20 protein-coding genes and 2 pseudogenes are annotated in these 20,207 nt (G+C 50.7%); 6 read left to right on the forward strand and 16 right to left on the reverse strand.

The window, feature by feature from the left end; all coding sequences use genetic code 11:
- Nucleotides 1-162 precede the first annotated feature (162 nt).
- Nucleotides 163-690 (forward strand): Lrp/AsnC family transcriptional regulator, encoded by a 528-nt coding sequence (locus GRH90_RS10695; protein WP_162365944.1) that lies wholly within the window; start codon nt 163-165, stop codon nt 688-690.
- Between the two features lie 390 nt (nt 691-1,080).
- On the opposite strand, the gene GRH90_RS10700 is transcribed toward GRH90_RS10695, so the two are convergent.
- Nucleotides 1,081-1,296, reverse strand: a complete 216-nt coding sequence (locus GRH90_RS10700; protein WP_246235981.1) for a hypothetical protein — start codon at nt 1,294-1,296, stop codon at nt 1,081-1,083.
- 201 nt (nt 1,297-1,497) lie between these two features.
- Here GRH90_RS10700 and GRH90_RS10705 point away from each other — a divergent pair, with 201 nt between their 5' ends.
- Both GRH90_RS10705 and GRH90_RS10710 read left to right on the forward strand, forming a co-directional pair.
- Nucleotides 1,498-1,980 carry a GNAT family N-acetyltransferase gene (locus GRH90_RS10705; RefSeq protein ID WP_162365945.1) on the forward strand — a complete coding sequence of 161 codons (483 nt, stop codon included), beginning with the start codon at nt 1,498-1,500 and terminating at the stop codon, nt 1,978-1,980.
- 456 nt (nt 1,981-2,436) lie between these two features.
- On the forward strand, nt 2,437-3,168 hold the full coding sequence (locus tag GRH90_RS10710; RefSeq protein WP_246235983.1) for a class I SAM-dependent methyltransferase: 732 nt from the start codon (nt 2,437-2,439) through the stop codon (nt 3,166-3,168).
- A gap of 257 nt (nt 3,169-3,425) precedes the next feature.
- On the opposite strand, the gene GRH90_RS10715 is transcribed toward GRH90_RS10710, so the two are convergent.
- From GRH90_RS10715 to speB, 8 genes and pseudogenes are all read right to left on the reverse strand, one after another.
- Nucleotides 3,426-3,725, reverse strand: a complete 300-nt coding sequence (locus GRH90_RS10715; RefSeq protein ID WP_162365946.1) for a hypothetical protein — start codon at nt 3,723-3,725, stop codon at nt 3,426-3,428.
- 194 nt (nt 3,726-3,919) lie between these two features.
- Nucleotides 3,920-4,822, reverse strand: coding sequence for a DMT family transporter (locus GRH90_RS10720; RefSeq protein ID WP_162365947.1), 903 nt, complete (start codon nt 4,820-4,822; stop codon nt 3,920-3,922).
- 34 nt (nt 4,823-4,856) lie between these two features.
- Nucleotides 4,857-5,366: a MarR family winged helix-turn-helix transcriptional regulator gene (locus GRH90_RS10725; protein WP_162365948.1), complete on the reverse strand. Its 510-nt coding sequence runs from the start codon at nt 5,364-5,366 to the stop codon at nt 4,857-4,859.
- A gap of 179 nt (nt 5,367-5,545) precedes the next feature.
- Nucleotides 5,546-5,782: a hypothetical protein gene (locus tag GRH90_RS10730; protein ID WP_162365949.1), complete on the reverse strand. Its 237-nt coding sequence runs from the start codon at nt 5,780-5,782 to the stop codon at nt 5,546-5,548.
- Nucleotides 5,783-5,920: 138 nt separating this feature from the next.
- A pseudogene (locus GRH90_RS10735) lies at nt 5,921-6,443 on the reverse strand (aldehyde dehydrogenase family protein); the annotation flags it as partial.
- Nucleotides 6,444-6,844: 401 nt separating this feature from the next.
- Complete coding sequence (locus GRH90_RS10740; protein ID WP_162365950.1) at nt 6,845-8,374, reverse strand: amino acid ABC transporter permease/ATP-binding protein; 1,530 nt, start codon at nt 8,372-8,374, stop codon at nt 6,845-6,847.
- Nucleotides 8,375-8,445: 71 nt separating this feature from the next.
- The gene (locus GRH90_RS10745; RefSeq protein WP_162365951.1) at nt 8,446-9,273 is read right to left on the reverse strand and encodes a transporter substrate-binding domain-containing protein; all 828 of its coding nucleotides are present in this window, start codon (nt 9,271-9,273) and stop codon (nt 8,446-8,448) included.
- A gap of 185 nt (nt 9,274-9,458) precedes the next feature.
- Nucleotides 9,459-10,409 (reverse strand): agmatinase, encoded by a 951-nt coding sequence (gene speB / locus GRH90_RS10750; RefSeq protein WP_162365952.1) that lies wholly within the window; start codon nt 10,407-10,409, stop codon nt 9,459-9,461.
- Nucleotides 10,410-10,567: 158 nt separating this feature from the next.
- Between speB and GRH90_RS10755 the strand changes: the two genes are divergently transcribed.
- Nucleotides 10,568-11,485 (forward strand): LysR family transcriptional regulator, encoded by a 918-nt coding sequence (locus tag GRH90_RS10755; RefSeq protein ID WP_162365953.1) that lies wholly within the window; start codon nt 10,568-10,570, stop codon nt 11,483-11,485.
- 118 nt (nt 11,486-11,603) lie between these two features.
- Here the strand turns inward: GRH90_RS10755 and GRH90_RS10760 are convergent.
- Nucleotides 11,604-11,762, reverse strand: a pseudogene (locus GRH90_RS10760) (sugar phosphate isomerase/epimerase); the annotation flags it as partial.
- 720 nt (nt 11,763-12,482) lie between these two features.
- On the opposite strand from GRH90_RS10760, the gene GRH90_RS10765 reads away from it, so the two are divergent.
- A complete protein-coding gene (locus GRH90_RS10765) occupies nt 12,483-12,869 on the forward strand; it encodes a hypothetical protein (protein ID WP_162365954.1) in 387 nt (128 codons plus the stop codon).
- 223 nt (nt 12,870-13,092) lie between these two features.
- On the opposite strand, the gene GRH90_RS10770 is transcribed toward GRH90_RS10765, so the two are convergent.
- From GRH90_RS10770 to GRH90_RS10785, 4 genes are all read right to left on the reverse strand, one after another.
- A complete protein-coding gene (locus GRH90_RS10770; RefSeq protein WP_162365955.1) occupies nt 13,093-14,085 on the reverse strand; it encodes a hypothetical protein in 993 nt (330 codons plus the stop codon).
- A gap of 532 nt (nt 14,086-14,617) precedes the next feature.
- Nucleotides 14,618-15,907 (reverse strand): type II toxin-antitoxin system HipA family toxin, encoded by a 1,290-nt coding sequence (locus GRH90_RS10775; RefSeq protein WP_162365956.1) that lies wholly within the window; start codon nt 15,905-15,907, stop codon nt 14,618-14,620.
- Nucleotides 15,904-16,272, reverse strand: coding sequence for a helix-turn-helix domain-containing protein (locus GRH90_RS10780; RefSeq protein ID WP_162365957.1), 369 nt, complete (start codon nt 16,270-16,272; stop codon nt 15,904-15,906). The genes GRH90_RS10775 and GRH90_RS10780 overlap by 4 nt, the downstream gene beginning before the upstream one ends.
- Nucleotides 16,273-16,682: 410 nt before the next feature.
- Complete coding sequence (locus tag GRH90_RS10785; protein ID WP_162365958.1) at nt 16,683-17,444, reverse strand: SDR family NAD(P)-dependent oxidoreductase; 762 nt, start codon at nt 17,442-17,444, stop codon at nt 16,683-16,685.
- 265 nt (nt 17,445-17,709) lie between these two features.
- Here GRH90_RS10785 and GRH90_RS10790 point away from each other — a divergent pair, with 265 nt between their 5' ends.
- A complete protein-coding gene (locus GRH90_RS10790) occupies nt 17,710-18,603 on the forward strand; it encodes an AraC family transcriptional regulator (RefSeq protein ID WP_162365959.1) in 894 nt (297 codons plus the stop codon).
- Between the two features lie 5 nt (nt 18,604-18,608).
- Here the strand turns inward: GRH90_RS10790 and GRH90_RS10795 are convergent, their stop codons facing one another.
- The gene (locus GRH90_RS10795; protein ID WP_246235985.1) at nt 18,609-18,848 is read right to left on the reverse strand and encodes an Atu4866 domain-containing protein; all 240 of its coding nucleotides are present in this window, start codon (nt 18,846-18,848) and stop codon (nt 18,609-18,611) included.
- A 37-nt stretch (nt 18,849-18,885) separates the two neighbouring features.
- Nucleotides 18,886-19,959, reverse strand: coding sequence for an aldo/keto reductase (locus GRH90_RS10800; RefSeq protein WP_162365961.1), 1,074 nt, complete (start codon nt 19,957-19,959; stop codon nt 18,886-18,888).
- Between the last annotated feature and the right edge of the window lie 248 nt (nt 19,960-20,207).

Consider the following 20,207-nt stretch of genomic DNA (forward strand, 5'->3'; position numbering starts at 1 on the left):
ATGACCGGACCGGCAATGCCATGCAATCCCGGCGCATCGTCGGTGATAATGGTGAGCACTCTGGACATCTTTTCCCTCCGCCGTTAGTGTTAGCGTAGTTTAACGGCGTTTCAGCGCCTGGTGACGTTATATTCAAGCACGATTTTGCGGACTAACGGATAAATGAACGATAAAAACGCGGCTAAACCGCAACAGAGCCACAACATAACCGTTATCGACGAGTTCGACCGCCGTATCCTGGCGCGTTATCAGGATAATACACGTCATATCGCACAACTTATCGGTGAAGAGGTCGGTCTGTCGGCTGCCGCGGTGCAGCGACGGCTTAAACGGATGCGCGCGAGCGGCATCATCGAGCGGGAAACCGCCACGCTGGACGCCCGCGCACTTGGTTACCCGGTAACCTGCCTGGTGGGTGTCGATTTGCTTGAAGAACGCAACGAACAGATCAAAGCGTTTAAACAAGCTATGCTCAAACAAGAGCAGGTCCAGCAGTGTTATTACGTCACCGGAGAATATGACTTTATCCTGGCCGTGGTTTGCCGCGACCTGCAGGATTACGAACGCTTCACCCAGGAAGCGATCATGGCCGAACCCAACGTGCGTAGTTTCACTACCTGGGTGGTGATGGACAAGGTAAAATACGGCACTGCCCTCCCCCTCGCGCCGGACCAGGCCCCGCAACGATAACAACCGCTATCAGCACGGCAAATAAGATGGATGTCCCATGCGGGTTAGCCGCCAATGCCCGGATCATGGCTAACAAGACCAGACCGCAGGATGCCAACGTCCCCCGCGCCGCCTATAATGTCAAAGTTCGCAGATCAACTACCTGCAACGATAATGGCTTATGATTATTCCTGACCCCAACTGCGGTAATAGCAATATAGTCATCTTCCATCCACTCAATTTTATCCATATCATCATGAATACTGCCGATAGCTTCAAAGAAACCCAAGTAAAATCAATGCAACCGGCCAGCAGATCTTCCAGCGCAACCTTCCGATCGTTGCCGAGCAGGCGCGCAAGCCTGAATTGCGGCAATTAAGGCGAGAAATACATAAAAAACCGTATAATCAGTTACGGAGAAAATAACTGCTCATGACTCTGCGCGGGCTTAAAGCGGGGATGTTTATCTATACCTTTTTCCAACGTTCGTAAGCTGTCGATAATAGTATCGGACAAGCCTACCGCAAATACCGTTGGGCGCATTTCCTGACCGGAGCGATAAAACAAATCGCCATTGAACGTCTTGCGCAGCCGGCCCAACGCTTGGCGTAACACCGAATTGCTCATTGCAACTTCACTGGCCGCGCGGGTGGCGGATTGATGTCGAAAAACAGTATCAAAGACTTATAACAGGTTGAGGTTGAGGCCGAGACGACGAAGAGCGGAATGCGTAATATTCACCTTAAATTGATAATATTGCACTTCATGCAGCATAAATAATCACTTATGATTTAGCCTCTTTTCTTCGTTGATCGTAGGACGTAAAGCATGACATTAACTATTCGCCCGGCTGAAAAGCGCGATTCGGCCATTATCCTGGCCTTTGTACGTGAATTGGCTGAGTATGAAAAAGCTCTACATGAAGTTAAAACCAATCAGCAAGAAATAGAAAAAACGCTGTTTGGCGATTGTTCGCGTACCGAGGCGCTCATCTGCGAATGGAATGCTGAACCGGTCGGATTTGCTGTCTTTTTTACCAGTTACTCTACCTGGCTTGGTCGCAACGGCATTTACGTCGAAGATTTGTACGTATCACAACCGTATCGTGGTAAAGGCGCCGGAAAAGCGCTGCTTAAACATATTGCACAACTGGCCGTTGCGCGGGATTGTGGACGCCTGGAATGGAGTGTGCTCGACTGGAACCAACCTGCGATAAATTTTTATGATCGGCTTAGTGCAGAACCGGTGCCTGAATGGATCCGCTACCGACTGGAAGGGGCTTCCCTGCAACAAATCGCCCGTAGAGAGTAACTCCTAAAGCTTTTTTCAACCGCTATAGGTGACGAACAGTGATGGCGCGAAAATAGGGTGAAATGGAGCAATTTTAGACTTGTCAGCATCTCGCTAAGGATGTAGCACATTCTGGTGAGCGGAGACATGCTGTGAATATCGGGAAACAACGTCCAATAGGCAACCTATACGCACGTTATGCGATTTTGGTCTTACCCTGGCAGCCATTGGGCTGATGACCCTGGCATGGATAGATAAACTCTGCTTCGTCGGTCGCTGCTAGCAGAAACCCAAAATTTTTCTGGCAAGCGCGAAAAGATCCGCCGAAAATTGCTTCGCTAGAACGATGCGTTGCCAAACCGCTATCCCCGTGAGTTGCCCCATGGCGTTTTCCACAAGACCGTGAACCTCCGAAGCAGTGTTAAGGGTGCGATGCAATGACTGCACGCAAAGTTAGCCAATCGCCAAGCGGCCCGAATGAAAAGAATTGGTATTGCCGTTTCCCCCACGGCAGGCGAAAGTTGGAGGTTTTTGTCGACGATGAATATTTATGAACAGTGTTATCGGCAACTCAAACAGAGCGGTCAGCAGGCCTGGACCGGAGAGGGTTATGAGCGCGCCTGGAGGAAATTGACGGCGATCCTTCAAGCACTGAGTAAGAAGCATGTGTTGCCGGCCCCAGGTAGCGTATGTCTGGAGCTGGGATGCGGTAATGGTGCCATGGCGTCACTGTTTATGGCGCGCGCGGGCTATCAAGTTTATGGTGTCGATATTTCACCTACCGCCATCGGCTGGGCACAGGAAACCTTTTCCACTGCCGGCTTAGCCGCTGATTTTCAGCAGGGTGACGTATGTACTCTGGGCATGTATCACGATCACCAGTTTGACCTGGTCTTTGACGGCAGTTGCCTGCACTGCTTGATCGGAGACCAGCGACAGCGCTGCTACCGGCAAATTAAGCGCATCCTGAAACCAAATGGGGTATTTATCGTCAGCAGCATGTGCGGCCAGCCGAAAAGACCGGAGGATCGCCAGCACTATCGCGCAGAAAAGTATCAGTTAATGCGTCAAGGGCAGCCCTGGCGGACACTGATGCCTTTGCCGCGGCTGACAGCGGAACTGGCCGCCAGCGGTTTTATAGCGTTCAAAACTTCGGTCAGTGAAAACCCGTGGTGGGATCACGCAACGCTTTGCTGCCGGCTGATCTGAATAAAATTAATCGCCGTAAAACGCACGTCTTACTGCAAAAATGTTCGCTGGTATGATGAGATCCCGTCAAATTGCGGAAGATTCGGATTTTAGCGTCCACACATAATGAACCAGTTCACTCATGCCGCTCTATGGCGGAGAAATAATCGTAATCCCGATGATCTCAGCATCCTACCCCAGCGTTACCCAAAGAAAAAGAGAGCATTAGCCCTCTTACGCTCGTGAGGTAGCATGTCAGTAAATAAGATCCGGTGAGTTCAGGCCTTTGATTGGCGGGAAGGGATTAAGGACGCATATTCATGAAAAATAAAATCTGACAATCTCGAGAAAACTTCAACTAATTCATCCGATGGCGCCGCGGTTGTCAACGCCTTAATATTAAAAAAATATAACGCAGCATCACTTTCACCCTTGATACAGTGTTTTTTCCAGTCCTTACGGCATTCCTGAAGATAGTTATGGAGGTACTCATCACCATTGTTGACATCGGCATCATCGACAACATAGACACTAATATTGATATTCTGCTTTTTTCCTGCTCCCAATCTTCCTGACATGCAAGGTTAAAATCGCTTGACCCAATTAAAAAGGATCTCTTTCTTTTTTTCTTTATCGGGCTCATTGAAAAGAAGTTCATTGGCTTTGTCTATATCTTTACCGAAAGAGTCAAGATGGCTCCTCGGAATTTTACCGAGTCATTGTCGAATTTCCATACTTTTCTCCTTACAGGAATTTTCAGATTTACATTACATTAATGTTCACCTTTCTTACTTAATAACATACTCATCATAAGCAACGCGCAGACTGTAATAAGACTTCCCACTATCTGAATGCTTTCCATCTTTTCTCTCAGAAACAGGTATGCGCCGAAGATCCCAAAAACAGGCACCAAATTAAGAAACATCCCCGCCAATCCTGCACTGATATTTTTTAATGAAATTAAATAAAATGTGAATGCGAGAGCATATTGTAGAATGCCGGATGTAATCGCCAGCAATAGAATACCTATCGACGGCATAGAAAATGTATAATCGGTAACGATATACTCAAAAGAAAAGGCTAATATTGTAGCCAGAAGTGCAGTAACCTGTTGAAAGGCAACTATGATAATGGCATCTGCAATCGCTATCGATCGGGATGTCAACACAACATATACGGCAGCGGCAAGCATGCCTGAAATGATGAGAAGATTCCCTATCATACCATTATGTATCAATCCTGACAGACTACTTCCTATTGAAAAATAGAGTCCAATAAGAATGAAAAACGATAACATGATGAACAAGTTACCTATTTTTTCTTTAAAAATCAACGAGGCAATGATCACTATAAATATTGATTCTAACGACTGTAATAGTGCCGCATCTGTTGCTCTGGCGAACGTGAGGCCAACCAACACCAGGATATAGGTCAAAAATGGCTCAAACAGACCGAGAGAACTGACCTTTTTTAATGATCGGATATCTGGGACTTTTATTTTTTTGATAAGGACAATACACCAAATAAAAATAACGCTGGCTGTAAGTTGTATTAATAAGAGCAATATCGGCGGAAAACTTTGCAATGCACCCTTTGACATGACTAATGCCATACCCCAGCAAAAAGCTGCCAGGATAGCAAACGCAGCGCCCTTAACATGAACGTTTGGTATCATAAGTCCACCCGGTGTGTATTAAATTAAATAATACCTATTTTAACGGTTCTGCTGGACAACACTCCTGCGGACAGGCATCCAAATCGCAAAGGCGGCACACCGAATCTGACGTCTGGCGATCGGTTACTGTTTTTTCTAATATTTTTGAAATAAGCTCTAAAAAAATGTCTTTTTCTTCCTCTTTTAATGGGGAAATAAGCTGTTCTAACACGCTATATCGTTCTTTGAGGATTTTTTGCATTTTTCCCGAACCTTTATTGGTTAAATGCAACGTGGCTGAACGACTGTCCGTGACCGCGCGCTCTTTATAAACTAAACCCTGCTCTTCCAGCTTCTGAACCAGGCGCGTGGCAGCGGACTGTCCCAAAGTTAATGCGGACTGTAAATTGCTCAGCTGATTAGAGAAAAGCCCAATTTGCACCAGCGCCGAAGGATAAGATGCATTCATTCCCAATGCTTCGCTTGTTGCGGCAGAGATACGATCGGAAACCGAGAGACAAAAAGCCCCCATGATGTTAAGTAGGCGTAGTTCGGACTGATTCATCAGCACACCCCAGTGGGTTAACAATACTTAGCTTGCTATACATGTATCACTCATGCATTTACTTGGCAAGTATTATCCACTACCTTTGTAGGTGTTCTTATCCAATGCTGTTCTGCGGGATCTTCAACATCGCCCTCACCATCTAAACTGATCGGCATAGCGCCAGTGAGCAAACAACATCAGGCGCCGAACCCATTCAGCCCGGTTGGCTGCATGTCGATTTCTTTCAACGTGTCCAGCCATTCTCCTTGTTGCCAGCTGTGGCTCCTGAGCCCCCTGCTCTGCTGCGGCCGCCACTCTTTCAGCTTGGCCACTGCACGATCAACATGATGGGATAAGTTAAGCCAAGGTTTGGGTGGTAATACTTTTATTATATTAATTTCTTTGAAATTCTCCTGCGGCATGTCTTGATTCATACTTGCTTTTCAATTACGAGGAGAAATGACGATGCGAATGAGAAAACCAGGTAAAGATTTTACCGTTTCGGCTATGGGGTATGGCGCCATGAGCTTGAGCGAATTCTACGGAGAGGCCAAGGATACTGATTCTCTTTGCAATGCCGGGGCCACTTTACGGGTTATCATGGCAATGGGAAAATTCCACGGCGTGATGGCGGCGGCAACGCCGACCGGCTGTTTCAGCACCAGAATGCGGCGATCGGCGGTCGGCGCCGGGATGGTGTCGCCATAAACGCGTCGCCCTTCCTCGGCGAACCATTTAACAAAACCGGCGCCATACAGGACTTCTCCTTTGGCCTCGGCCAGCGGTTTGCCCTGCTCCGCGGTCATGATGATGGCCAAATCGCAGGCATTATCCAGGATCAGTTTGTGCCATTTTTCCAGCAGCTCGGCCCGCTGCGCATGGGGCATGCTTGCGAAGTCGTGGCGCATCCCATCGGCCGTGGAAATCTCCGTCAGCGTCTCTCGCTCGCCCAGGGCCGGAACGGTGCCTATCTGTTGCTGTGTGGAGGGATTGAATACCGGCAGCGTTTCACCGCTAACTGCCGGTTACCATTTGACCGCCAAAGCAGACCAGCTGGCGCAGGAGGTATGGATCGTTCAAGCGTTGTTCTAGCATAGCGTCCCCTTTTTACGATAGTTCCACTCTACTAAAATCTGGCAATCGATGATGCTCAAGAGACCGTGCCAATATGCAGAAAAGAAGGTTTTACGCCTTATACCGACATTTTATGCCGCGGACGCGGGATGTCGCTGAATCATCACCGCATACAGGGATCGGCACGGGTCAGAGATTGCTATTTACGACCAGGATAGGTGATAAATGCACAACCAAGGGAACAGGCATGCCGTAACCCAGTCGCACTCCCTGCCTCGTCAAATGGAGGTGAACTATGGATATCTGCTGCGTTTATTATTTATGCCATGGTGATGGCCGTCATTGCGGTCAACGTGCGGGATTGACCTCCTCCCAGCCGTGGATGACGGTATTTTAGCGTATCGGATAAGCCAAGGTAGGGTTCAGTTGATTCCTTCAAGGCCGATAAACTGTCGAACACGACTCAAGCTTTGCCCAGATGATGGCCGGCTGATGGCCTGCGGCGTGGCATCGGCTAAAATGTTGCCTTGCTCCATAAAGACCACCCGGTGTGAAATCGCCATGGCGAATTCCATTTCATGGGTCACTATCAGCATAGTCATCCCCTCATTGGCCAAGTTCTGTATCACCTTGAGCACTTCGCCTACCAGTTCCGGGTCCAGCGCGGAGGTCGGTTCATCAAATAACATAATATCCGGCGACAGCGCCAGGGCCCGAGCAATCGCCACCCGCTGCTGCTGGCCCCCGGAAAGCTGATGTGGATATTTCCCCGCATGGGCCAGCAGGCCGACTTTATCCAGCAGATGTAACGCCTGGGCCCGGTTGCGCGCCCGGTCCGGCGGTTGATGATGATAACGGGGCGCCAGCATCACGTTTTCCAATAGGGTGTAGTGCGGAAATAGATTAAATCCCTGGAATACCATGCCGATACGTCGGATGCCCTTTTGCATCGCGGAGCTAACCCGCGGATTGCCGGCGGAAATAAAGTCCTCGCCGAAAAGAACAATCTCGCCCTGATCAACGGATTCAAGACCGTTGACGCTACGGATCAGCGTGGTTTTCCCCGAGCCGGAAGGGCCGATAATGCTGACCACCTCGCCTGGCGCCAGCGCCAGGTTAACCCCTTTAAGTACCTGATGCCGGCCATAGGACTTGTGGATATTGGTCAGTTTCAGCGCGACGGGCTCGCCCGGCCGCGCCGCTTGTCGCCTGGCGGGTATAGGATGGGCAACCTGTCGCAGTCCCGCCAGCGCCACCTCGTCTAGGGTCTCGGTGCGACTTGCCTGTACATCCATCTTTCGCTCGAATAGCTGGAACAACAGCGTAAATCCGGAAACGATCAACACGTAATACACCGCCACCGCCGCCAGAGTTTCCATGACCAGAAAATTTTCCGCATACAGCCGCTGGCCGGTCATCAGCAGCTCCGGCAGGGAAATAACCGAAATCAGCGAGGTCTGTTTCACGATGGTGATAAATTCATTGATAAGCGACGGCAGCGCGATACGAAATGCCTGGGGGATAACGATAAGCCGCTGCACGCCGAGAAAGCGGATGCCCAGCGCGCGTCCCGCCTCATGCTGTCCTTTGTCCACTGAAATCAGGCCGCCGCGATGGATTTCGGCCATATAGGCGGTTTCCGCCGTCACCGTCGCCACCAAGCCGGCAAAAAAAGCGTTGCCGAGCACCACACCGGTAGATGGCAACATTTGCGGCAAGTTATAGATAAACACTACCAGCACCAGCAGCGGCACGCTGCGAAACAACCAGATATACACTTTGCTGAGGGCACGCAGCCACCAGGGGCCGGACTGGCGGCTATTGGCCAGCACAAATCCCAGCACCAGGCTTATCAGCCAGGAAAGCACGCTGAGCTCCACCACCGTCACGCACGCCTGCCAGAACGAACGCATGGAAAATAAGGAGAAAAAATAGGTCCAGTCAAAAATCATGGTATGCCTCAACGCGTCCATCAGCTGTTATATCTTTATCATGCCAAGCTGAGCCGTTATGCCGGCGCGCTTTATTGAGCGGCGGCCGTAATGCCGAATGCCTGGTATTTGGCGATAAGCTGTTCGTAGTCGCCGTTGGCGCGCAGCGCCGCCAGGGCGACGGTCAGGCGGTCAAGCAGCTCCCGGTTGCCTTTTTTGACATAAATACCGAGCGTCTGCGGATAAATTATCGCCGGCGAACTGATCACCGCCCGATCGTGGCTGCGTCCGGCAAACAGACGCGCGGCGCCCGCCATATCCACCTGGGCCTGGATATGGTTGGCGAGCAGCGCCTGCAGCGTTTCCGGCGCGGTAGGGTATTCCTTTACCAGGATAGCCGGCTTACCGCTGGGCTCGCAGTAGGCCCCCGACAGCTCTCGCAACTGTTTAACCCAGGCGGTGCCCTGTTGCAGCCCCACTGTCAGGCCGCAAAGATCTTTTTCGGTCTTCGGCATCGCCTCGCTTCCACGGCGTACCAGGATATACGCGCCGGTACCGGCATAGGCGATGGCATCCGCCTGGGCGGTTCGCTCAGGCGTAACGTACAACGCCGAGATTACCGCGTCGTGCCGCGCGGAATTGAGCCCCAGGATCAGGCCGGAGAATTTCGTATCCGCCAACTGCAATGTCGCGTTCATTTGCTTACTGAGCAGGGCGGCCAGTTCGGCGTCAAACCCCACCACCTGATCCTGTTGCCAAGACTCAAAAGGCGGATAGGCCACCTCGATGCCGACTTTGAATACCCCGGGAGTCAATGTGGCCGCCTGGCTGGCATGTGCCGGCGCGGCAGTGACGGCGCCTAGGGTCAGCGCGCACAGCGCGGCCGTGAAAATACCACGCAGCAATGGGATTAATGTCATGGGTGACTCCTTAAAATGTGGACGGCGCCGGTGAAGGGTACCGGCAGATTGGCAAAAGCGGATAAAAAGGACGACGGTACCGGCACCTCCGGCATTGACGGTTCATCTGCCGGGGCCCGCAACCAGCATCACGCGGGCGGGGGCGGAATAACCCGTCCGCGCCTGGATCTGCCTGCCCGCTGCCATCAGCGATACGCCACGCCGGGCAGTACGCAGAGCATTTCATACAGCAGGTTGGCACCCAGTTGCGCGGTCACGCCGCTGATATCATAGGGCGGCGAGACTTCCACCAGATCGCAGCCCACCAGGTTAACCCCCCGGCAGCCTCGCACAATCTCCAACGCCTGGATTGAACTGAGCCCGCCCACCTCCGGTGTGCCGGTGCCGGGCGCCCAGGCGGGGTCGAGACTGTCGATATCAAAGGAGAGATAGACCGGACCACTGCCCATGGAACGACGAATATCCTCCATCAGCGGCGTCATGGAATGATGCCAGCACTGCTCCACCGGAATGAGGCGAAACCCCTGAGCCACTCCCCAGTTAAAATCATCTTTGGTATAGCCTTGCGCCCGCTGGCCTATCTGCACCACCCGGCGGCAGTCCAGCAGCCCCTCCTCCACCGCCCGGCGAAAAGTCGTGCCATGGGCAATTTTTTCACCGAACATCTCATCATTGGTATCGGTATGGGCATCGACATGGATAAGCCCAATCGGGCCATGTTTTTTGACCAGCGCCCGCAATATCGGCAGAGTCAGTGTATGATCGCCGCCGAGCGTCAGCGGAACCAGCGGCCAGGTATTGAGTGCGGTATAGTAATTTTCGATGATATCGACAGATTTCAGCAGGCTGTAGGTATTGATCGGCACATCGCCGATATCGCCGACGCGCAGCGAATCGAACGGTGCTGCGCCGGTGGCCATATTATAAGGACGGATCATCACCGACTCGCTGCGGATATGGCGCGGACCGTAGCGGGTTCCCGCACGCTGGGAGGCGCCGATATCCAGCGGAATGCCGATAAACGCCGCATCCAGATCGGCCGGCCCGTCGCTATAAGGCAAGCGCATCATGGTCGCGCGGCCGGCAAAACGCGGCATGTCATTGCCGCCCTGAGGTTGATGATAGTGTTTTTGCATCTGTTTTCCCCTGCAATATCGCATGGCCGCGGCTTTGAGCGCCGGCCTTTGTCGTCTCCGGATATTGCGGTACGCTGGGCAGCCGAAAAATAGCAAAAAACAAAAAATCAGTTCAGGAATTTCTAAACTAACAGGCTCATCTCCGTGGACGCAGACAGATGTCAATTGGAAAACTGCCCAACCTCAGATTGCTGCACATTTTCACCTCGGTGGCAAAACATCAGGGTTTTGCCCGTGCCCAGCAGGAACTCAACCTGACGGTATCCGCCATCAGCAACTATATGAGCGAACTGGAGGAAAAACTGGGATTCGTGCTGTGCCAACGCGGGCGCGGCGGCTTTTCATTAACGGCAAAGGGCGAAGCTTTTTTGCAGCAAAGCCTGCAACTGCTCGAAAACCTGGACGATTTTGAAAATTATGCCTGTGCGCTGAAAGGCGATCAGGCCGGCACGCTAAGGCTGGGCATTATCGACTCCACCGTCACCGATCCCATGTTATCCATCGCCGATTCAATCGGCCGTTTCAGTGAACATTTCCCAGCGGTGCATCTCAACCTGCTGATTCGCAGTCCGCATGCGTTGATCCAGGGCATCCAGGATAATGAACTGGATCTGGCCGTGGGCAATTTTCCCATGAGCGGCAGTAATGTGATTTCCCATGCCCTCTATCGCGAACAACACTGGCTGTACTGCAGCGACTCACACGAGCTGTTCCGCGAACATCCCATTGGCGTTGATCGCATCGCGCAGATGCGCATGGTCAGCCGTAGCTACTGGAATTCCCTGGAGCTGGGCAAACGTGGCTTTAAACAGAGTATCGCCACAGTGGACAGCATGGAGGCGCAGCTTATCCTGATCCTGTCGGGCAAGTATATTGGCTATTTACCGGAACATTACGCCCTACCCTGGGTACGCGATCGCCGGCTCAGGGCGCTGTTGCCCACGGAGTACGGCTATCAGGCGCCTTTTTCGCTGATCTTTCGCCGCGGACGCAGCAAGGAAATCCTTATCCGCACTATGCGTGATTTGCTCAGGGCGGCATCCCGGCTGCGAAAAAACCGCACGCTGGCGTTGTAAACCTCATTATTCGCTTCGGTAGCGTTAATTATTCCCGTGTATTCGCTTGAAGTTAATTCGTCCTTAACGTAGTCGCGGTTTCGGTCTCATTATATGGAATCCGCACAGCGTACTGGGCTAAGGTATGGTTCATGGTATCTGCCAACAGCGTATGGGACAGATCCTCGCGGGCGTATCGCAACATACGAGCGACCTCACCTTTGCCCTTATCGTAGAAAAAGGTATGCGGCGCATTGTACAGGTAGGTGACGTTATCGCTGTGCTGCGATTTCACCATAAATCTCTTGCCACCTTATTTAAATAAGTCCAGAATTGAGTCCAGTCGTATTTGATTAATATGTAAAATTGTTTATTCAACAAATGGTTAGTGCATAAATTCAGGTCCAGTCAGAGGAGCCAAAATTCTAGAAAAGCCCGCCTTGGGAGACCAAGGCGGGCTTTTTGCTTTCAGCGATTTCTGGTAGCCAGCTAAGAGCGAGAAGCGGAAGCTTAGCTGCGGCTTAAAAACCTCCTAGCAGTCTGGCTCATGCATAGTGTTTCTCTTGTCGTAATATTCTCATGTTATGAGATATGTTGACTATTTTACTTCAAATGTCATGATGATTCATATTAGGCTGACACGATCCGCATGTATTGTTAGTATTTTTATATTTGGACGATAAATTATATGGTTACATTAATTATGTCCATATTTTTAGCTTTGACAAATGCGGACACAGTCCGTTGAAAAAACACTGTTAGGAGTTATAGATTGAACAGTCCAATAAGATTATGTTTTAAGTGTGCAGAGTTGTACGAAGGCGATAAATGTCTTTTTTGCGGGGAAGCGTATCCTGATGATTATGAAGCTATACTTGAACGCTCAGAGCAAACGTATGAAATGGGGATTAGGTATAGACAATTTTTCGAAGAGCAAGTTAAATCAAAAGGCAAGGTTGACTGTTATGCTTCATTGGTACCTCCAGAACAATAGTTAATATTTATCGGTGTTGCTGCTTTGAGCGGTGTTATTGGAAACGCTACATATGATTTAGTAAAAAGTGTAATCAAGAAGATTATCGAGAAAGCAAAAAGCGAAGGCGCAAATGAAATCGCAGACAAATATGACTCAGATGAAAAAATTGAAATATTAATAATTAAAATTAATGAATATGTTAACTTTCCCGAGAAAATTCATCCTGAGGTACTGCGAGGAATCAAAGAAGAGGAACGAGTTGATGACTATATGTATGGATTTTCAGAAATTATGGAGATTAAGGGTAATAAGAAGATTCCTCCCGAAGAAGTAGAGAAAAAAATTAAAAAAATAAAAGATAGAAAATCAAAGGCGAAGTCAATTGATGAAAAAATCTTTGCCCATTTTTGGGATAATCACAAGAAATAAAACTCTTAACAAGGCGAGGCAATTGATAAAATACATGTCACGAATTTTGGTTCCCCAAATATAGCTGACATTTGCCCGTAAACTAACATACCGCGATGCAAACAACGTCCGCTTATGGTATATTATGCTCTCTATAATTGACAAGATATATCGTCATTTAGGTTTTAAAAGTTTAGTATGTTTTATTTTTTTACAATAGGAGTGGGAGATGATGGGTATAAGACTAGAACTGAACACTGGAGCGCCAAGATGAAACGAGAGTGATATTAGAATTTCTGACGGCAAGAGCAATTGCTGCTTGTCCTGCTTTAATACAGTCGTCAGGTGGGCAGACTGTTTCTGCGGGTTTATGCATAAGATTATTTCGGAGGCGTCGTAAATGGTCCAAACACAACTCAGTTTCTTCAGAAATTAGACCCTCAATACGAAGAAAGTCTATCATTTCGACTGTACGAGTTTTTTGTTTTCCAGGAGCTGAGGCATTGAATAACCACTGAATACTTGATTCGATCACAAACCATGAGAGGATAAATGACATTCTGTAATCGTTTTCGGCGTAAGCTGTTTTTGCTTTGACTAAATAAGAAAGCCATCTGACTTGTTGTTCGTCATTAGCTACGACCGAAAAAGTCTCAAGTGCATTTTTGGCTGCTTCGATACTAATAAATTCATGTGGCAACCGCCATCCGTTGACTTCGAGAGGAGAAGGCCATGTAGCGCCCTTTGTAATCCATATCTTTAATTCATTCATGACGACAAACTGTGATTGTCCATATCTATGGTTGAAACTGCTGCTGCGGGGAGTGCCATTAAGCATACCTACTTTACATATATCATTCGCTCTTGTTGCTGTTGATTGTATTTCGTATGAGTTAACACATTTAATTGATTCGGACTCGACGCAAAGTTGCATAGTATTTACATAGTCTAGATATTTGTCCATCCAATGTGCTGAAAAATTATATTGAATTGGATCAGCTATGTATGGCATTGATCGAGCAAGATGTTCTATTCGCAACAGCATCAAACCGTTAACGCAAATCGCGGCTTTGAAGTATTCATTTTTCAGCTTGACAGCGAAATCAGGAATGATACCACGAAAAAGTTCAGCTTGTTCTGGATCATAAATATCTATGTGATTTCCAACCCAAAATGGGTGGGCACCATAGGAACCGATGTAGAAATCCGTTAAGTTGAGCAATTCGAAGCCATCCATTGAGATTTTCCTTTTGTACAAGTTCATAGAGTCTTATTTATCTTGGTGTGTCGACCTGTATTCTTTAACTGATGATGGAAATGCCAGAATTGTAGCCCGGAGAATCGCTCTATCTCTCACACCTATAAATGCAAAAGATGTGTGCTTGCCTATAATATAGATTTAGATTGATCACGGTCATTTCCTTTAAATAAGCAGGGCGTGAGATTGTTGTGGGTGACAGATATGGCAATCTTTTCAGTAAGGTAACCTTCCGCTGACATACGCCTACGATAGTTTTGGTTCTGTAAAATAATTGCATGACAAACGTACAGCATTTTCCCTTAAGTCGATAACGACACCTGCCCGAACGTTACCCCTAAACAGTTTTCAACAAATATTGGCAGATGACCTTGATGTCCATTTCTTTAACAGACGGGCAACTATCATGGAAACTTCTTAGACTTAGACGGACCGGCGTTCAGGACCGCACCAGTTTTACTTTCAAGGGTTTAAGTTAAAGCCGATGCAGCTCGCACTTCAGTTAAAAGGGTCAAATAGAGAATTTTCGCGCTTCCTCCATTTGCTCATGTTCAAACGCCGCAGCAAAATCTTCCAGCTCATTCTCCCTAAGCCCCACCGCAGGGCTGACCGCTATTCTGCGCCATTGAGCAACCGCAGCATACACATCCGCCAACACAGCCAAAGCGGCGGTTTTACTCAGGGAAAAATAGGAACTGCGGGCCAGCAGCATGCCCACATCGGTTATCGGCCCGTCCTCCTCGGACAACCATGTTTTGGATTCACGCTCTTTGTCAGGAAAGGGGTTAAGGTCGAAAGCCGGCGCCAATCGCCAGAGACCATTTTGCACATGCAGGAAACCGTGATTTTGCAAATGATCGTCAACGTTGGTAATCAACAGGTTAAAAACCAACCTACGCCATAACTGCTGCAAATCCGCAGTCGGCGCAAGTCCGATTGATCGTATGGCATCGGCGATTTCGGTATAGCTGCGCTCTTCCTCCCGCGAAGCTTGGAGTATGGTGGCGGCTGATTGATAGGGAATACGTCCATCGGCGCCGTCGCGATCAAATCGGCGAATGATCGCAACCGGGATTCCCTCAAATTCAACAATACGCGCAGGGGCAGACTCAATGCCGGCCTGTTGTGCAAGGCATAGGGCAAGCACTTCACCACGGGTCACACTTCGCGTGTCACCTACGCTCGGGAATTTTCCAAGAGCAAGTGAACCATCCTCATCTATCACCGTGCTTTTCGGCCGCATGCCGCCCAGAGAGGTACCTTTACCCTGGAGATAGCGCAAATCCTGAAGACTTTCCCGTCCTTGCTCAACAGCGCGACTGGCTTGATAAATACGGTTCAATTCAACCAGCGGCGGCGTACTACGTCGCCCCTCCTCTACGGTGCGATAATATCGTCCATCCAGGTCGCGCAGACGCAGGGCCCCTACCCGGCTGAAATCATCCACCGCGAGCAGATAATCCATTTCGGTCAGCGGTGCTATCACGTGATTATCTTTGCGGCGTTTTGCATGATCGCGCGCGATAACCCGCCGACCCCAGGCGTCGGGGGCCGTATCGGCAATGGCGCTATGAAAGGCGGAATCCTGGGCTGACAGTGCCTTATGCGGCTGATATCCAGCGACCAGATTCAGATCGGCGGAAACATTGAATCGTTCCGGATTGGTGAGCCAATCATAATGATAGGCAAAGGCGGTATTCTCACGGCGACCTTGTTTGACATAAACCAGAGTACCGATTGCAATGCCTGCATTGCCCAAACAGACCTGTATTTGCTGGCGGATCGAGGTCAACGCTTTCATAACGCTCCCGAAGAGGATGATTTAGCCCGTATCCGTTTGGGGAGATCCTCATCCATCATCGTCAAGCCAATATCATCACGCACCGTGTCCAAAATATCCGCCAGGACTTGTATCTCGCCAAACACATGCAAAGCCCGAGCGAAAAAGTGTATCGGCACCCGGACATCGCCTTTTTCCATACGCCGCACAGTCGATACAGACGCCCCCATACGTTCGGCCAGCGATGCCTGGGACAGATGCCTGCGTCTACGCGCCAGCGCCAGATCGCTACCTAACTTGTAAATGGCGCGTTCCACCGGCAGCGGTATAGGAACTTCTGCTTTATCGTTCCGTTGAGAATGCTTATCGACTTTATCTGTCTTCATGAAGATGATTATAACCGCTCAGATGCTCAATTTCAATATCTGCGAAATGGTGGTCATTTTGGTGGTCTTGACATGATAGCTATTTCCCTTTAGCTTAATTATTAGCCAGTTACTGGCAAAGGCGATCCCAGTCAGAGGAGCCAAAATGCTAGAAAAGCCCGCTTCAGTTCCCTGAAGCGGGCTTTTTGGTTGCCGGACAGCTGCCGCTTCAGGAGCAGAAGATTGCGCTAGAACACGTGGCGAACCGTGCAAAAGATCGTGCTCAGAAGCGTAAGATTTACGCAAGGCGGTCCGGCGAGCATTGCAAAGAGGTCAGGTTCAGGGTCTGAGGCTAATTCCCGTTTCCTGGCGCAGCCTGCGTCTGTTATTGCTGATGCGGCGAGGTTAAGAATGACCTCGCCTTGCGCCACTCAGATTGTCTGACCACCGGAAACTTCAATCCTTTGTGCGTTCACCCAACGATTGTCACTGCCCAGGAGGGAGGCGATCATCGGCCCGATATCGTCGGGAACGCCCACCCGGCCAAGCGCGGTCATGTCAGCAAATTGCTGATTCAGATCGGGAATATCGCGTACGGCGCCGCCAAGGAAATCCGTTTCAATGGCTCCCGGCGCAACGGTGTTTGCCGTAATGCCGCGGCTGCCAAGCTCTTTGGCCAGATATACCGTTAGGATTTCAACGGCGCCTTTCGCCGCTGAGTAGGCGGAGAAGCCCGGGAAAGAGATACGGGTCAGACCGGATGAGAAATTAACAATACGACCGCCGTCGGCGATTAAAGGCAGCAGCGCCTGGGTCAGAAAGAATACGCCCTTCACATGTGTATTGAACAGCGCATCAAATTGTTCCTCCGTGGTTTCATCAAAACTGGCCATTACGCCCTGACCCGCATTATTAATCAGATGGTTAAAGCAATTCCTGTTCCAGACGGAAGAGAGCGCGGCGCTGACCTCGTCGGTGAAGCGTTTTAAGGACGAGAACTGGGTAACGTCAAGATGCAGCGCCACCGACTTTTGACCCAGCGCCTCAATTTCCGCCACCACGGCTTGCGCGCTCTGTGCGTCGCTGCGATAGGTAAGGATGACATCACCGCCATGTCGGGCGATACTCAGTGCCGTATTACGACCCAGACCACGATTGGCCCCGGTAACGAGGGCGATTTTTGCCGTTGTCATTTGGCTATCCTTCTTAAGGGTTAAATGTGTGACTATGATGTGTCTGTTAAACCCTTTATGGAATACCTGAAACCGCCCTGTTTTTTGCCTAATCGTTCAATATTTTCTCGTGTCAACCGGCCGAAAAAAAATGCAATTTTCCTCCCTGCTTTCCCGATACTTTAATTATTACATATAAATTAATGAGTTATTATGTTTCATTGCCAGCGTGGGGAAAGTAATGATAAGGTTGTTCCATTCCTCCACTTACCTTTTTTCCTGACATATGCAGGGTCAACTCCTCAACGACGTCCGGCAATATGCTGAGACACATTCGCCTGGCGCCTCGGTTATCCAGACGCCCATTGCCGGCATGGTGATTTTGCGGGAACTGCGGCCCGGCGAGTTGCAGTATGCTGTATCGAAACCGCTGATTGCCGTGGTCCTGCAGGGCGGTAAATACGTTTCCATCGGCAATCTGGCATTTGATTTTGGCGCGGGGGAGTCGCTGTTGATTACCGCAGAAGTTCCCACAGTTAGCCAGATAACCCATGCCACACCCGCCGCGCCTTACTATTCGCTGGTTTTAGAACTGGATATTATGGTGATTGAAAGCCTACTGGCCGAGATCAGCTCATCTTCCGCTAAGTTGAATGGCGCGCTGCAGGTTGAGAGAACTGAGGATGAGGTGGTAGATGTGTTATCGCGGATGTTGAAGCTATTCAGGCGTCCTGCGGCATTGCCAATCCTGCAACAGTCGCTGGTGCGTGAACTCCATTATTGGTTACTCACGGGCAGCCATGGCGGAGCCATTCAGGCGCTTGGGGCGATCGATAGCCATACCCAAAGGTTGGGACGCGCAATTGGGCTGATAAGGGCAGAATATGCCAGCCCGCTACGCATGGAGCGTCTGGCGGCCTGTGCCGGAATGAGCCTTTCTGGTTTTCATACCCACTTTCGCGCGTTAACTTCGCTTACGCCGCTGCAGTTCCAAAAACAGCTGCGGCTGATTGAGGCCAGACGGATTATGCTGGCGGACGGCGCGACAGCCAGTGACGCCGCGTTTGCCGTCGGCTACGAGAGCATTCCCCACTTTACCCGCGAATATAGCCGGATGTTTGGCAATTCTCCCGGACGCGATATCCGTGAGGCGCGCGGTCGTAGGGCGAACGCGGCTTAAATCGGCTATTTCTCGCGATAAAAGACCATGCCACCGTGGTGGAGCTCGTCATCCTCGACAAAAGTACCGTCGGCCGTGAACCCTGTATCGTCCCAATAGTCAATGTGATTACCCTTGACGTCATAACGGCCCTGGTAGGCATTGCGGCGATGACCTCTGGCCTCCTCATACCGGCCGTTCGGCAGAAGCTCCTGGCGGACGTGACCGTCAGCGGTGACCCACATGCCGGTATAGAGATGTTTCATTTTGCTCTCCTGCCGATTCGCGGTGCCTTTCATCCCGTCACGCCCGTCGGCCCGGAACTGTCGCGCCGCCAAACATCAGCTGCTGCGCCATCGGGCGCCCCATGAACCGTTCCGGAAAGATTGGGGCCTGAGCGCTGGCGTTGTCGAGACGCTCGAGTTGCTCGTGAGTGAAAGCGATGGCCAGGGCGCCAAAATTGTCCTCGGCCTGGGCGACAGTGCGGGCACCCACAATCGGCGAGACCACGGCTGGATTCAGTAACGTCCAGGCAAGCGCCGCTTGCGAACTCGTGGCGCCCAGTTCTTCGGCGATCTCGCCCACCACGTCAGCAATATTCAGCGCGCGCCCGGTCAGGCGCCCGGTGGATGCGATGACTCCCTTGCGGGTCGGCGAGACGTCGGCCACATTCTCGTCCGATAGGTCGGCGCGGCTGTATTTGCCGCTCAGGATGCCGCCGCCAAGCGGGGACCAGGGTAATACGGCAAGACCCAGCGCCCGCGCCATCGGGATCAGCTCATGTTCGACGGAGCGCTCAACCAGGCTGTACTCAATCTGCAGCGCGACGAACGGGGACCAACCGCGCAAATCCGCGATAGTCTGCATCTGCGCGACGCGCCAGGCGGGTGTATTGCAGATCGCTACATACAGAATCTTTCCGGCACGTACCAGATCATCGAGCGCCCGCATCACCTCCTCGGGCGTTGTGGTGAAGTCCCAGGCATGGACGTGCAGGAGATCAATACGATCCGTATCGAGTTGGCGCAGGCTGGCCTCGACCGAGCGGACGAGGTTGAAGCGATGATTACCGCCCGAGTTAGGATTACCCTGCTCGCGCGCCATGGTGAACTTCGTGGAAAGGACGATACGATCCCGCTTATCCTTGATGAAGCCTCCCAGGATTTTCTCGGCGCTGCCATTGGTGTAGTTGACGGCAGTGTCGATGAAGTTTCCACCACGATCGACATAAGCGTCAAAGATACGCTTCGCCTCAGCCTTGTCGGCCCCCCAACCCCATTCGGAGCCAAAGGTCATGGTGCCGAGCGCAAGGGGCGACACGCGAAGGCCAGAGCGTCCGAGTAAGCGATACTGGTCAAGAGATGTTGATTTCATCATTCTTCGCTCTCCTTAATGACTGCGTACGGTTTGCGGTAGGTTCGCTTAATCTTCGTCTGTTTTCAGTCGCGGCAGGTAGCCTGCTAGTCCACATAACTTGCACGATCGTCCAGGATTATATAGCGTTGGGTTTTATGTTTTACCGTTGCCGCTATAACAAGAAGGCGTATGAACAGACTCGATATGCTCGTTGACATCATCGGCCGTCATGCTCCGGCCGATGGCGCCTATGTAAGCGCCATTGCAGG

The sequence above is a fragment of the Acerihabitans arboris genome, from assembly GCF_010131535.1.
Classification (GTDB): Bacteria; Pseudomonadota; Gammaproteobacteria; order Enterobacterales; family Enterobacteriaceae; genus Acerihabitans; species Acerihabitans arboris.

Excerpts from the sequence above, each read along its gene's own strand:
- GRH90_RS10695 (WP_162365944.1), top strand. The coding sequence starts at position 163 with ATGAACGATAAAAACGCGGCTAAACCGCAACAGAGCCACAACATAACC.
- GRH90_RS10725 (WP_162365948.1), bottom strand. The coding sequence starts at position 5,366 with ATGAATCAGTCCGAACTACGCCTACTTAACATCATGGGGGCTTTTTGT.
- GRH90_RS10775 (WP_162365956.1), bottom strand. The coding sequence starts at position 15,907 with ATGAAAGCGTTGACCTCGATCCGCCAGCAAATACAGGTCTGTTTGGGC.
- GRH90_RS10790 (WP_162365959.1), top strand. The coding sequence starts at position 17,710 with ATGCAGGGTCAACTCCTCAACGACGTCCGGCAATATGCTGAGACACAT.
- GRH90_RS10720 (WP_162365947.1), bottom strand. The coding sequence starts at position 4,822 with ATGATACCAAACGTTCATGTTAAGGGCGCTGCGTTTGCTATCCTGGCA.
- GRH90_RS10705 (WP_162365945.1), top strand. The coding sequence starts at position 1,498 with ATGACATTAACTATTCGCCCGGCTGAAAAGCGCGATTCGGCCATTATC.
- speB (WP_162365952.1), bottom strand. The coding sequence starts at position 10,409 with ATGCAAAAACACTATCATCAACCTCAGGGCGGCAATGACATGCCGCGT.
- GRH90_RS10770 (WP_162365955.1), bottom strand. The coding sequence starts at position 14,085 with ATGGATGGCTTCGAATTGCTCAACTTAACGGATTTCTACATCGGTTCC.
- GRH90_RS10715 (WP_162365946.1), bottom strand. The coding sequence starts at position 3,725 with ATGTCAGGAAGATTGGGAGCAGGAAAAAAGCAGAATATCAATATTAGT.
- GRH90_RS10700 (WP_246235981.1), bottom strand. The coding sequence starts at position 1,296 with ATGAGCAATTCGGTGTTACGCCAAGCGTTGGGCCGGCTGCGCAAGACG.
- GRH90_RS10795 (WP_246235985.1), bottom strand. The coding sequence starts at position 18,848 with ATGAAACATCTCTATACCGGCATGTGGGTCACCGCTGACGGTCACGTC.
- GRH90_RS10785 (WP_162365958.1), bottom strand. The coding sequence starts at position 17,444 with ATGACAACGGCAAAAATCGCCCTCGTTACCGGGGCCAATCGTGGTCTG.
- GRH90_RS10745 (WP_162365951.1), bottom strand. The coding sequence starts at position 9,273 with ATGACATTAATCCCATTGCTGCGTGGTATTTTCACGGCCGCGCTGTGC.
- GRH90_RS10740 (WP_162365950.1), bottom strand. The coding sequence starts at position 8,374 with ATGATTTTTGACTGGACCTATTTTTTCTCCTTATTTTCCATGCGTTCG.
- GRH90_RS10710 (WP_246235983.1), top strand. The coding sequence starts at position 2,437 with ATGAAAAGAATTGGTATTGCCGTTTCCCCCACGGCAGGCGAAAGTTGG.
- GRH90_RS10800 (WP_162365961.1), bottom strand. The coding sequence starts at position 19,959 with ATGATGAAATCAACATCTCTTGACCAGTATCGCTTACTCGGACGCTCT.
- GRH90_RS10755 (WP_162365953.1), top strand. The coding sequence starts at position 10,568 with ATGTCAATTGGAAAACTGCCCAACCTCAGATTGCTGCACATTTTCACC.
- GRH90_RS10780 (WP_162365957.1), bottom strand. The coding sequence starts at position 16,272 with ATGAAGACAGATAAAGTCGATAAGCATTCTCAACGGAACGATAAAGCA.
- GRH90_RS10730 (WP_162365949.1), bottom strand. The coding sequence starts at position 5,782 with ATGAATCAAGACATGCCGCAGGAGAATTTCAAAGAAATTAATATAATA.